The following is a 13,596-nucleotide window of genomic DNA, read 5'->3' on the forward strand; positions in this document are numbered from 1 at the left end:
AGGTGTTTGACTGCTATCTTGCTATATTAATTGTTATACATTTTAGGAGGAGAAACAACCGGCAACTTTTGCTAACTATGGTTGGATAGACCACATAAAGTAAAATTTCTCTCTAATTTAAAATAATTTCTGGCTATTACTTTGACAATTGATAATAGAGAGTTGTTTATTTCAAACAAAAGCTACTTAGAAATATATCAAGGTCATTATAGCAAGCTGTCGTTGAATAAAATGTCTCTTTATCTATAAATTATTACCTTTCTTTTTTTAGTTTAAAAACAATAAAATCAGGACATCTAAAATCTTCTTCAAAAGCAGGATATTTTTCCAACATTTCTTTTGATGGTTTTGGCTCTACTATATTTTCTAAAATAAAACCTGTTTTAGTTAAAGCATTTATATAACTTGTTAATGTTCTATGGAAGAATAATATTTTTTCTTTCTCCCCCAACCCTTGTTCATATCCCCCTTCATAAAAGCATTTATCTACATTCCAATGTAACTTTTCATCACCCTTTGTTTTCTCCCAGCCACTTTCTGGCGTAATAAAACAAGGATGCAAAATACAAAGGCGGAATAACGATTTTTGGACAAGGGGCTGGAAATCACAATCAGGATATTATCGCTAAATTGTTCTATTCTTACACATACCATTATGGCTGCTAACAGCTTGTCTATTTAATTAAACAACAGAAAAAATCGCCTTACTCGCAAATGAATGTTTGCAAGTTAAGGCGATTCCGATTAAAAATATCATTTTGCTTATGACAACACTTTATTCAAGAAATCTTTTGTCCGTTCATTTTGCGGGTTTCCAAATATTTCTTGTGGATTGCCCTGTTCGACAATATAACCATTATCCATAAAAATAACACGGTCTGCCACTTCTTTGGCGAAGCCCATTTCATGTGTCACAATAACCATTGTCATGCCTTCTTGAGCCAATTGTTTAATAACAGCTAAAACTTCGCCAACCATTTCTGGGTCAAGAGCGCTTGTCGGTTCATCAAACAACATAATATCCGGATTCATTGCAAGGGCACGCGCGATGGCAACCCTTTGTTTTTGTCCACCAGATAATTTTGCTGGATTTGCTTTTGCCTTATCTTTTAAACCAACACGGTCTAAAAGCTTTAAAGCCGTCTCTTGCGCTTGTGCTTTTGTTGCCTTTTTCAATTCAACAGGCGCAAGAGTAATATTATCTAAAATATTTAAATTAGGAAAAAGATTAAAATGCTGGAATACCATTCCAATATTTTCTCTCACTTTATTAATATTGGTGCTTTTATCTGTCAATTTAACATCATTGACAATAACTTCGCCACCAGTCACTTCTTCCAACATATTCAAACAGCGAAGAAGTGTACTTTTACCCGAACCAGAAGGACCAATTAAACAAACAACTTCCCCTTCTTTCACTTGCAGGTCAATTGACTTTAAAACTTCTAAATCACCGTAAGATTTTTTTAAATTCGTTACTTTAAGCTTTTCCATTTTTAATCCTTCTTTCTAAAACATTTGACACTTTTGTTAAAATCATAATCACAACAAAGTACATAGCACCGACAATAATCCACATTTGGAATGATTCTAAGTTTCTTGCGATAATGATTTTTCCGCTTTGGGTCAATTCATTGATGCCGATGATGGAAAGGATGGATGTATCCTTTAATGTGATAACAAATTGGTTGATGAATGCCGGAATCATTAATTGAATGGCTTGTGGCAGAACAACTTTAGACATTGCTTTTCCATATGGAAGCCCCAAACTGCGAGCTGCCTCCATTTGCCCTTTATCAACAGACTCAATTCCTCCACGGACAATTTCAGCCATATAGGCACCTGCATTTAAACTTAATGTAATAAGCCCTGCTGCAATTGCGGAAATACGGAAATCAAGTGCTGCTGGAATGCCAAAATAAATGAAGAATGCTTGTACAATCAACGGTGTTCCTCTAAAAATATCAATATAAATGCCCGCTATAATTCGCAATGCTCTGTTTTTAGCAATACGCATTAAACCAAAGATAACTCCTACTACTGTTGCAATTAATAGAGAAACTACTGTTAAAATCAACGTCATCTTTAAACCGCTTAGCAAACTTGGCAAACTTTCTTTTAATAAACCAAAGTAACTCGAATCTTTTGTTTGCTCAGAACCGGTTTCTAAATATTTATCCATAATTTTTTGATATTCCCCAGAAGCTTTTAAGTTCGTCAGTCCATCATTAAACATTTTTAAAAGTTCTGCATTTTGCCCTTTAGAAACAGCAAATCCATAAGAATTACCTGCTTCTTTATCTGTAACGATTTTTAATCCGTTTCCTTGTTTAATTCCATATGCCAATACAGGATAATCATCAAATACTGCAACAGAGTTTCCTGTCTTTACATCTTCATACATATTGGCAGAGTCATCAAATGTAACGATTTTAAATCCATATTTATCTTGAATGCTTTCAGCGAATGTTGCTCCTTCTGTACCTGTTTTAACAGCTACTCTTTTTCCCTTTAAATCTTTATATGAGGAAACAGTGTCATTGTCTTTGCCCACCGCCATAATAATCCCGGAATCAAAATAAGGCTCAGAGAAGTCAAATTTTAATTTTCTTTCATCTGTAATGCTCATACCTGCAATAACAGCATCCACTTGCTTTGATTCTAATGCCTGCACTGCTGCATTAAATCCTAATGGTTTCATTTCATATTTAAAGCCTTGATCTTCTGCAATAGCGTTAACCAAATCCATATCTATTCCAACAAAATCACCATTTGTATCTTGAAACTCAAATGGCGCAAATGTTATATCAGTTGCGATGGTATATGTTTTTTCTGCCGCGTTCGCATGGTTAGAAGGCAAAAACAGATTAGCAGCAGTTAATAACACCACCATCAACATAAATAACCTGGTAAAATTATACGTTTTTTTCATCATCTAGCTCCTTTAAAACAAATATTATAAATTTTTGTTAAGAATATATGTTTTTTATCCTATATTCTTAACAAAAAGATTTCAAAACCTAAATTATGTAAGATAATCTAACATAAAACACTAATTTACATAATACTATGAAATAAACTAATTGTACAGTTGAGAATGCTAAAGGATTAGCAGAAATTCATCACCTTTTAATAAAAGGTCTCTGTTAGACTTTCCTGTTGATTGCATCGAAAGTCGTTCACTTCCAAAGAGCAGTCTGTAAGCCTTCTCTCCTGCGGGGTCTCTCTTTGAATCGATTCTTCCCGAGCATTCCACCTCAATGAATAAAATAGCTCAAAATCAACATTAAACTTTAATATAACAAAAACACAGTTAGAGCTTAATAATAATAATATTTTTACAAGCTAGACTTATTATTTACTATTAAATAAAAAACTTACATGCATTCGCCTCAAACTCAGCTAAATGCATGTAAGTTTTTTATTAATATAAACCTCAAATTTTTTTAGAATCAGAAAGTGCAGGAAAGCTTTTTTTGCCATTTACCTTATAGGCATTTCGCGAAACTATAATCAATGTGCTAAATAAGAATAGTGCTGTTGCAATCAGCTTCACTCTTGTTCTGGAAATTCTAGCAAAATAAGCAAGTGTTTCAATCATGGTTATAATTATAGAAAAAAAGAGATAATAATGATTTTAGTCATCAATTTCATGTAATATGCCTCAATAAATTTTTCTATTGATATTAGAAAAGAAAAATAAAAAAACAGCTAGGAATATTTTAGAAGTTTTATTAGTATGACCTATAAAAAATCCCTGTTTCTATTTAATAGAAACAGAGTCGTCTTATTAGCTATTACTCCAATTCGATAAAAACAAAGTATACGCTTACATAATTATTTAAAAATCTCAGCTGGAATGTCTTCTTGTTTCTTGGCTTCTTTATAATTGCGGAAATAATGCTCTAGTTCTTCTAATGAACGCCCTTTTGTTTCCGGCATGTATTTGTAGATAAAGAAAATTCCCCAAATGCCTAGAGCAACAAAGATAAAAAATGTAGCGGATAGACCAATTGCACTTAACAGGGATGGGAATGTCAATCCAATAATCGAGTTGGTCATCCATAGAAAAAATACACTTAACCCCATTCCTAGTCCTCTTAATTTAGATGGGAAAATTTCAGCAAGCACCAGCCATGTCACAGTACCAATACAAGACTGCATAAACGCTAAAAAGATAACCGTCAATCCTAGAACCACAAACGGCAGCGCTTTCGTTCCATCAAGCGTAAAGGAAAAAATTGCAATAAGCAAAAGAGATGTAGTCGTTCCTGTTAATCCTGTTAACAGCATCGGACGGCGTCCAACTTTGCCAAGAAGCCAGATCCCAAAAATAACCGCTATAACAGAAATGGCCCCATTAGCAATATTGCCGATTAAAGCAACCTCTGTTTCAAAACCAGCGTCTTTTAATATTTCTGTCCCATAATACATGATGGAGTTGATGCCTGTAATTTGCTGGACAACAGCAATTCCAATTCCGATAAACAATATGCGGCGAACCCATGGCACGGATAAATCTTTAAATGTTGCTTTTCTAATTGAAGACTCTTTTTCAATTGCCTCTTCAATTTCCTTCAGCTCTTTTGCCGCTTGTTTTTTATCTCTAATTTTTTCTAAAACTGCCAATGCCTCTGCTTTTTTCCCTTTTGCGACTAGAAAACGCGGGCTTTCAGGCACTTTGAGCATTCCAAAGAACAGGAATATTGCTGGAAGTGCTGCAATAACTAGCATATATCGCCACACATGAGAACTGTCTGTCATCATATTGCCGATAATAGCATTAAATAGAAAAGCTAATAATTGACCTGTTACAATCATTAATTCGTTTTGTGTAACGATACGGCCCCGTCTTTCCACTGGAGACATTTCTGCCAAAAAAGTTGGCACAGTAACAGAAGCTCCGCCTACAGCAAGACCTAAAAGAAAACGAAAGATAACCATAATCGTCATATTTGGAGCAAACGTACAGCCAAGCGCTGCAATAAAAAATACTACAGCAAGATTAAGAATATTTTTACGGCGGCCAATTTGATCTGATAGCCTGCCGCCAAACAGCGCTCCAAGTGCCGCTCCAAAAAGCAGGGAACTTGCAACTAGACCTTGTGTAAAGGCATTAAGATTTAATTGATCTGGTTCTGACATATATGGAAGTGCACCATTGATAACACCTGTGTCATAACCAAACAGAAGCCCTCCAAAGGTAGAAACTAAAATAATCATCAATAAAAACGACTTTTGATTCTTCTGTTCATTCATAAAAATATTCCCCCATTTTAAGCCCTATTTTTTTATCCCCACTTTGCATAACCATCCTGCTTCTTTATAAATAAAGAATACGGCTCCTGCTCTTATCGGATGATAATCATTCAAGTAATTGCTGAACCGCATTCTGTCGTTATTCAAAAGTACTATTTATTCGAAATTCACCCAAACTGCTCCATTTTCTGCAGAGCGTACACAGTTTTCAATCCAGCGAACTCCTTCAAGTCCTGCATCAATATCAGGATAGACAAGATTTTTTAATGTTTCCTCATCGCCGCGGTTTTTCGCATCAATGGCAACAGCAAATTTCAAATAAATATTGGCCCAAGAATCAGACAAACCTTCTACATGGAGCGCACCCAGCCGTTCATCGGCATTGCAGCTCTCATCTAAATACGGCATCGCACGAATTAATGTCTGAATTGGCTCGCCTTGCACTTCATATGTTAACTCCCCTGGTTTAGAATCCCACCATTCTAAGCTGGCTTTTGAGCCGACTATCCGGATACGATGCCCATCCATACAGCCAGCATTAATGGAAGATGTCCACATGGTGCCAACTGCACCGTTTTCATAATGCATAAGAACATGTGCATTATCTTCTAAAGGAGCTCTGTTTTTTATGAAGCTTTGACGGTCGCATAATAATTCTTTAATTTTCATATTTGGCATAATCAATTGAGACATATAATAGGTATGTGTCGACAAATCTCCCAATACAAAACTTGGACCGGCTATCTTAGGATCCACCCGCCATTTTTGTGCATCACTAGGTTTTTCTTCTTCTAGTGCGTTAAAACCATGCGTATACTGCAAATCTACGACACGAATATCACCAATTTTGCCTTGTTCAATCATCGCGCGCATTTGCAGAAGCATTTGGTTGCCAGAAAAGCCATATGTAACGCCGACGATTTTCCCTTTTTCTTCGGCAAGCGCTTTGATTTCTTTTACTTCATCTGTTGTAAAAAATAAAGGTTTTTCACAAATAACATGCAATCCTGCTTCTAATGCTGCTTTGCAGATGTCATAGTGAGTGCCATTCGGCGTCGCAATCGAAACAACTTCAATGCCATCCTCCCGTGCTGCTTCTTCTTTAAACATTGTTTTATAGTCATCATAGCAACGGTTCTCATTGACACCTATATTCACTCCAAAATCTCTTCCCCTTTCTGGATCGATATCAAAGGCTCCTGCAACTAGCTGGAAGGCTGTATTATCTCTTAAAGCCCCAGTGCGATGTTTATAGCCGACTTGACCAAGTCTTCCTCCCCCTACCATTGCCCAGCGAAGTGGTCTTGCAATTTTTTTCTCTCCATTTAACATGATTGATTCCTCCCGCACAATTAGAAATATAAAAATATTTTCCTTTATTAAAACAATAATATTGATCCCATTAATTCGTAAGCGCTTTTATTTTTAAATTTGAATGTTCCTTCTTAATCCAAGCACAACCACTAGCTTAAGATTAGATTTATTGACTATATTAATAGCTAAGTGTTTGTCTTAAAGCATCTATGGATGTTTTAACTCCTGCCTCAACAGACATTGTAAGATCTTCCATTTCAAGAGAAACTTCCTCATCATATCCCATCATTTTTACGACCGAGAAAAATTCTTTCCACCACTGCAGATCTTGTCCACAGCCTACTGCAACATAGTTCCAAGCTCTATTTGCAACATCCGTCACTTCTTTTGTTTCCAGCACTCCATTTATGCCCGATAAATGCCTCTCTAAGCGAACATCTTTGCCATGAACATGGTGGATTGCCTTCCCCAGCTCTCTCGCTGCAAGAATTGGATCTGCTCCCATCCAGATCAAATGGCTTGGATCAAGATTTAAGCCAACGATAGGCCCAACTGCATTTCGCAATTTAAATAATGTTTCAGGATTATAGACTAATTGAGAACTGAAATTTTCAAGGGCAATTTTTTCAACCCCGCAATTTTTTGCTTTTTCCACTAATTGTTTCCAATAGGGAATCGCTACTTCATTCCATTGATAGTCTAAAATATCTTTTAGTACAGGGGGCCAACTCACTGTATAAGTAATCCAGTTCGGAGTTTTATCTTCAGGGCTTCCTGCAGGCAATCCACTCATCATAATAACTTTTTTTACTCCTAATAAATTTGCCAATTCAAATGTTTTATCTGTTATTTTCCGATGTTCCTCTCCAAGACTTCCTGGATCCAATGGATTTCCAGAACAATTTAATGCACATAATTTAATATTGCGCTTCTCCAGCTGATGCAGAAACTCACTTCTTCTGTCAGCGCTTTCTAAAAGTTCATCAATTCTTAAGTGAGGGGCTGGCGACCATCCTCCAGTGGTCATTTCAATCGTATCAATCCCCAATTCTGAAATAACATCCAGCATTTCTTCAAATGGCAAGTGTCCTAAACTATCTGTTACATAAGATAATTTCATGTTTTTTTAATCCTCCTAAAATATTGATGTAAAAATGATTTCTTAAGACTTATAATTACAGGACAAAAAATTCCAAACAAGTGCTTAGCACCTTTGTTTCCCACTATAAAGAAATAAAACTACTTAACAAAAAGTTATTCACAATTTCATCCTTTGTTAACTAATAAATCTTAATTTTTGAGTAACATATTATTTGTAAGCGTTTTAAAATATAAGCAAGTGATTAACTTATATTCATATTATAAAGTTACAAAACTTAATCGTCTTTGTATATGGAAGACCAATTCTTGTCTTTTAAGGACATTTTCTACCCATTATTTCTTTTTTCATCAAGTGAAACTTCAATCAATGAGGGTTTTAATGCTTGGTTAATGCCGGATAAAAAAATCCTCTGCTAAACAGTAAGCAGAGGAAAATCACTAATCTTTATAAGTAATCGTTTTCAATTTTGTGTAAAGTGTACGGAAACGTCCTGGAGAGCAATTCATGACAGAATGAAAAACACGGGTAAAGTAATGAATATTGGAAAAACCAGTTTCTTCCGCAATATCTTTTATCAATAAATCCGTTGTTTTAAGCAGTATGGCAGCCTGTTGAATTCTTTCATTCTGCACATATTCTGTATAGCTGATTCCTAATTCTGACGTAAATAGTCTCGATAAATGCCGACTTGATATATGCAAATGTCCTGCTGTTTCTGTAAGTTTTAAAGAAGTGGCAAGATTATCTTTGATAAATAATTTTGCTTGATTCAAAATTATAGATGATTTTTTATGTATAGACTTGTCATTCTGATACTCTGTTTTCGGAATAAATGCTTCTATTATTGAAAAAATAAGCGAACTGGCAAGATTGTCGAGAATCCCCTTAAAAAATATATGCTCTGCTTTTGCAGCTTGCAGCAGCAGGGATTTCCAAATCATTGGAATTGCTTCCTCTTTATGCTTATCAATAATAAATTCAGAACATTTCGCCACCTCTTTCATTTTATGAATCCACTCTTCACTAGAATCTGACTCTATTAAGTCAAATCCGACATATAAGAGGACAAGTCCTTTTTCACTTTGAATTTGATGGGTTATATCTGGTCTTGATAAAAACATTGTATTCTTTTGTATTGGATAAGCACAATCTCCTTCTACATATATTCCATCCCCTTCCAGTACATAACAGATTTCAAAAAAAGAATGTTTATGCGAAAGAGTGTTGTAATGTTTAAGAATAGCTCCCCAATAATTCACATAAAAAGCGGCACCATTATTTTCAATGCGATGCACATATTCATTTAAAGCGATTTTTCCAGCTATAAATTTATTAAACAAATTCCCACCCCCTTTATTAACAATAAAAATATAATAGAATCAGTGAAATTTGTCTAGAAAACAATTTTCTGCTTTAAATAGAAAAACTCTTTATTCAATGATAATTGAGCCCTCAAAGCATGACCAAATGCAGTTAATTTTTTCTCTAAAAATAGGGATATTTCTCCTTAATAAAGAGATTGCGTCGAAACATCCCGAAATGTAACCGTTTACTTTGAGAGTTTATTCTTTTACAATAAAATGTAAATACAACGTAAAGTTTAAATTAAGAAGAAAGGCGATGAAGCAGATGAACAAAAATCCATTGATTTGTTTTATAAAAGAAGATCATTTTGAAATAAATTTATACTTAACCTTTTTATTTTCAAAATTTCATAAAGAATCCAAAGAAATTGCAAAAGAACAAACAACATCTTTAGATAGATCTTGTTAATCATCATGATAAATAAACATTCAACTGAACAGAGAAAACTTTTTTCCTTTAGGTGCAGAAAAAATCATATTTTTCTTTGCACCTATTTTATTCTATCAACTATTAATATATCAATATCATTTACTTATTAAACGGGTTTTGCCTGCTGTATACTTCTTTATCAATCCATTTTAGTTCAGATTTTTTCTTTATTCGTGCTAAATACAAAGAGAATGACATGCATGCTCGCCGCTTTTCCTTTCCTTATTCTAAAACAATAGAAAATCCAACTAGAATTGCATCTGGTGTAATGGGGGCCTATTATGCAACATATATCAACAATGCTTTTGGAAAATATTCAAAGTTGAGAATCAAACAAAGCCAAGAAATGGATAAAGATGAACAAGTATTGGTTCAGATTACTAAAAAACAGATAATTTAGCGATAGAGATTACTGGCAATGCAGTATATGTAAAAGAATGGACTATTGCTTTGTACATGGTAAAAAAGAGGACTCTCCAATAAGTCCAAATTTCCCAACTATTGAATGCCTCTTTTTATATTCAATCATGCTGATATATCAACATTATTGCTTTTGAATTTTAATGGATTTCCCCTTTTAGGGAAGCTTCGCTGCTATTATCATTTAGTAGATTTATTATTTACTTGCTGTTTGCTGTTAAACTTTCTGAGACAAAATCAATTTGATTGTCTAATGCCATAATATCCTGAAAATAGATTGTTTGCACATCATATATATACATTACCAGCTTTTACTGCAGGAAGATATTTCCATACTTTCAATGACATAATTTCCTTTTTTCTTGCTTCATCATTATTTGCACCCACACTAGCGCCGCGAACACCTAAAAAGATATAATCTGCTTCTCCAAGGTATTCTGGCAATGTTTCTAATGAAATTTCAGCCCAGCCTGTTTTAAAGGCAGCTTCTTCTACTTTTGCAGGTGCATGCAATCCAAATTCATTATAAATAATTTCGCCGCCGCGACCATAATTTTTCCCAAATAAATAAACTTGCTTATCAGAAAGCTCTACTAAAGCCGCTTTTTCATTTTTATCAATTTTTTGGAACAGCTCATTTTTTTTCGTTTTAATTTTCTCATCAAATGCTGCCAGCGCCTTTTTTGCTTCCTCTTTTTTATTTAGAATTTCGCCAATTTTCGTCAATCTTTCTCGATAATTGTATTTGCCGAATGGAAGCAGCACAGTTGGAGCAACTTTAGACAGCTGTTCATAATATTCTTCATTATAGGTTAAGATGACATCTGGTTTTAAGCCTGCAACTTTTCCGATAGAGATGGAGGTTTTATCCCCAACTGACTCTACTCCTTTTAATTGGTCTTTATAATAAGGTGTTTCGAATATCCAATCTGAAGCGCCAACCGGTGTGATACCTAACGCCGGTACTTCACCAACATAATCTTGATCTGCAACAACCACTCTGATTGGATTTGCCGGAAGTTCAATATCTCCTTTGTCGCTTTTATAAATGCGCGTTTTTGCTGACTCTTCCTTGCTTTCTTTACCAGAGGTTGATGCATTATCAGTTTTGCATGCACTTAATATCACCATCATGATAAATGTAAAATAAAACATTGTTATTCTATTAAATTTCATGTTAAAAGATCCCCTTATTGTTATCATATTTTTAGTCTCTTATTTATCTGTTTTTGCCAATAAGTATAAAAAGTAGGGAGCACCCATAATAGCGACAATAATTCCTGCAGGTATTTCTGCTGGCTGCAAAATGGACCTTCCGATCGTATCTGCAAGAATTAATAAAAAGGCTCCAGCAAATGCTGCTGCTGACAAAAGAAAAACATGGTCCGCACCAATTAGACGCCGTGCCAAATGTGGTCCTATTAGTCCAATAAATCCTATTCCCCCACTGATTGTTAGTTGAACCAATCAGGCTTTTACGGGCAAGTTTCTCTCTACCTAGATTTCTCGTTTTCTCTTATAATCCCTGAGGTGGGGGCCAAAAGCCCGCTAATGCGTGATAAAGCAGCCAGTAAAGTTTTTTTCTGTATTGCCAAAATTATCTGTTTTTACTATTGTGCAATTCCCTAAAACAATGTATATTATTCCTTAATGAGAATGATAATCAATGTTATTTATTTTGAGGAGGAATGGGATTGAAACAGAAAGAGTTATTTGACGTAACCATTATTGGCGGAGGGCCAGCAGGGCTTTATTCGGCATTTTATAGCGGACTAAGAGAAATGAAAACAAAACTAATCGAATTCCAGCCACATTTAGGCGGGAAAATTCATGTATATCCAGAGAAAATGATTTGGGATGTTGGCGGGATTACTCCTATTCCCGGGGAACAATTAATTAAGCAGCTTGTAGAACAAGGTTTAACCTTTGATCCAGAAGTTGTATTAAATGAAAAAATTGAAAAAATTACACAAACAGAAGAAGGCATTTTTATACTTCATGCATCTTCTGGTTATAAACACTTTTCCAAAACAGTTATTGTTGCTGTTGGCGGCGGCATTTTAAATCCTCAGAAGCTTGAAATTGAAGGAGCAGAACGATTTGAAGTATCCAATCTTAATTATACAGTCAAATCTTTAAAACGCTTTAAAGATAAAACCGTTATTATTTCAGGCGGGGGCAATACAGCCATTGATTGGGCAAATGAATTAGAGCCAATTGCAAAAAAAGTGTATTTAACTTATCGCAAAGAAGCGCTTGCTGGTCATGAAGCACAAGTCACTCAATTGATGGATAGTTCAGTCGAATGCTTTTTTACCACTTCCATCACAAAACTCATTGCCAAAAGCAATCATGAGGTCATTGAATATGTAGAATTGACTAATCACGAAACAGGAGAACAAGCAGAACTTGCTATTGATGAAATTATTATTAATCATGGCTATGAACGAGAAAAAGCCTTGCTGCAAAACAGTGAATTAAATATTGATATTGCCAATAACTATTATATTGCGGGAACATCTACTAGCGAATCTTCGATACCAGGACTATATGCTGCCGGAGACATCCTCCATCATGATGGCAAGCTGCACTTAATTGCAGGAGCTTTTCAAGATGCAGCAAATGCTGTCAATGCAGCCAAACAATACATACAGCCAGATTCGAATAAGTTCGGCATGGTTTCTTCCCACAATGACCTCTTTAAAGGGCGCAATAAAGAAATTTTAAAACAAATGATGAATTAAAAGTGCCTGCATTTTTCTAAAAGGTTAAGCTATTTTGCAGGAATTCATCTGAATAAATACTATTTAAGAGACCTTTTTTAGCAAGTTGGATTGATTTTGCGCTAAATACAATACTAGATCTGAAACAGAAACAAAAAAAAGCAGCCTTTGACTGCTTTTTTATTTTTTAATTGATGTTTTTTGCCTAAAACAAACGCGATTATTTATTTAAAAAGCGTTTGATATGGCATCCGCTCTTTGCAACTTCCAGAAGAAATATATCAGGATTTTTTAAGTTTTCCCATTCTTTAAAGCCGAAATTTTTATCATAATAGTTTAATAATAGGCTCATGATATTGCCATGTGTCACCATAATTACATTACTGTCCTCGCTTTTTTGCACTTCCTCTATAACCTCTGCAATGCGATTCATTGCTTCTCTGCTCGATTCGCCGCCGATAAATTTCAGATCCATATCCAAAAATGTCGCTTCTAATTTTTCCATCCAATCAGCATAGGAAACAGAACTAAGGATTCGCTCCGAAAGCCTATTATCCATTTGTATGATTCTATCATTATTTTCTGCATAAGGTGTCAGCGATTGAACAGCACGCAAAAAGGGGCTGGAAATAATGCGATCAACTGGAACATCTGCAAGACAGTCTGCTAATTTATTTGCCTGTTCCCACCCTAATTCGGTTAAGGCTGCATCACTTTCCTGTCCATTTGCTTGGCAATGCCGAATGAGATAAATAGTTTTTTTCATCCTTAATCCCTCTCCCTTTTAACCGCCTTTTCGTCTTATTTTCTGTAAAAGAATAAATAGGAACTATATAGCCCCTCACTTGTTATCATTTTAAAATGAAGATACAAACAACATCAATTGTTTTGTATGAGACAAATGTACAAAAAACTCATAAACATGAATAAAATAGATAAATATCTGCAGGTTTTACTATGTAATAAAATTAAATAAAGAAGTTT

12 protein-coding genes and 1 pseudogene are annotated in these 13,596 nt (G+C 34.8%); 2 read left to right on the forward strand and 11 right to left on the reverse strand.

From position 1 onward, the window contains the following. Positions 1 to 253: 253 nt before the first annotated feature. The 8 genes from NCCP28_RS23750 to NCCP28_RS00105 form a co-directional block, all read right to left on the reverse strand. Positions 254 to 451: a hypothetical protein gene (locus tag NCCP28_RS23750; RefSeq protein WP_248559392.1), complete on the reverse strand. Its 198-nt coding sequence runs from the start codon at positions 449 to 451 to the stop codon at positions 254 to 256. A gap of 311 nt (positions 452 to 762) precedes the next feature. Next, positions 763 to 1,494 (reverse strand): amino acid ABC transporter ATP-binding protein, encoded by a 732-nt coding sequence (locus NCCP28_RS00075; protein WP_248559393.1) that lies wholly within the window; start codon positions 1,492 to 1,494, stop codon positions 763 to 765. After that, complete coding sequence (locus NCCP28_RS00080; RefSeq protein WP_375709352.1) at positions 1,481 to 2,932, reverse strand: amino acid ABC transporter substrate-binding protein/permease; 1,452 nt, start codon at positions 2,930 to 2,932, stop codon at positions 1,481 to 1,483. The genes NCCP28_RS00075 and NCCP28_RS00080 overlap by 14 nt, the downstream gene beginning before the upstream one ends. A gap of 504 nt (positions 2,933 to 3,436) precedes the next feature. Continuing rightward, positions 3,437 to 3,601: a lipid II flippase family protein gene (locus NCCP28_RS00085; protein ID WP_248559394.1), complete on the reverse strand. Its 165-nt coding sequence runs from the start codon at positions 3,599 to 3,601 to the stop codon at positions 3,437 to 3,439. A gap of 236 nt (positions 3,602 to 3,837) precedes the next feature. After that, positions 3,838 to 5,259, reverse strand: a complete 1,422-nt coding sequence (locus NCCP28_RS00090) for a sugar porter family MFS transporter (protein ID WP_248559395.1) — start codon at positions 5,257 to 5,259, stop codon at positions 3,838 to 3,840. A gap of 156 nt (positions 5,260 to 5,415) precedes the next feature. Next, on the reverse strand, positions 5,416 to 6,594 hold the full coding sequence (locus NCCP28_RS00095; RefSeq protein WP_248560246.1) for a Gfo/Idh/MocA family protein: 1,179 nt from the start codon (positions 6,592 to 6,594) through the stop codon (positions 5,416 to 5,418). Between the two features lie 157 nt (positions 6,595 to 6,751). After that, positions 6,752 to 7,693, reverse strand: a complete 942-nt coding sequence (locus NCCP28_RS00100; RefSeq protein WP_248559396.1) for a sugar phosphate isomerase/epimerase family protein — start codon at positions 7,691 to 7,693, stop codon at positions 6,752 to 6,754. A gap of 419 nt (positions 7,694 to 8,112) precedes the next feature. Next, positions 8,113 to 9,015: a helix-turn-helix domain-containing protein gene (locus NCCP28_RS00105; protein ID WP_248559397.1), complete on the reverse strand. Its 903-nt coding sequence runs from the start codon at positions 9,013 to 9,015 to the stop codon at positions 8,113 to 8,115. A gap of 650 nt (positions 9,016 to 9,665) precedes the next feature. Between NCCP28_RS00105 and NCCP28_RS00110 the strand changes: the two genes are divergently transcribed. Beyond that, positions 9,666 to 9,869, forward strand: a complete 204-nt coding sequence (locus NCCP28_RS00110; RefSeq protein WP_248559398.1) for a hypothetical protein — start codon at positions 9,666 to 9,668, stop codon at positions 9,867 to 9,869. Between the two features lie 308 nt (positions 9,870 to 10,177). Here NCCP28_RS00110 and NCCP28_RS00115 read toward each other — a convergent pair whose 3' ends face one another. Then, entirely contained in the window at positions 10,178 to 11,065 is an 888-nt protein-coding gene (locus NCCP28_RS00115; RefSeq protein WP_248559399.1) for an ABC transporter substrate-binding protein, read from the reverse strand. Positions 11,066 to 11,104: 39 nt separating this feature from the next. Then, positions 11,105 to 11,347: pseudogene (locus NCCP28_RS00120) on the reverse strand (iron chelate uptake ABC transporter family permease subunit); the annotation flags it as partial. Between the two features lie 236 nt (positions 11,348 to 11,583). Here NCCP28_RS00120 and NCCP28_RS00125 point away from each other — a divergent pair. Further along, complete coding sequence (locus NCCP28_RS00125) at positions 11,584 to 12,633, forward strand: NAD(P)/FAD-dependent oxidoreductase (RefSeq protein WP_248559400.1); 1,050 nt, start codon at positions 11,584 to 11,586, stop codon at positions 12,631 to 12,633. A 199-nt stretch (positions 12,634 to 12,832) separates the two neighbouring features. Here the strand turns inward: NCCP28_RS00125 and NCCP28_RS00130 are convergent, their stop codons facing one another. After that, the gene (locus tag NCCP28_RS00130; RefSeq protein ID WP_248559401.1) at positions 12,833 to 13,378 is read right to left on the reverse strand and encodes a histidine phosphatase family protein; all 546 of its coding nucleotides are present in this window, start codon (positions 13,376 to 13,378) and stop codon (positions 12,833 to 12,835) included. Positions 13,379 to 13,596: the final 218 nt, after the last annotated feature.

This window comes from Niallia sp. NCCP-28 (assembly GCF_023168165.1).
Taxonomy (GTDB): domain Bacteria; phylum Bacillota; class Bacilli; order Bacillales; family Cytobacillaceae; genus Niallia.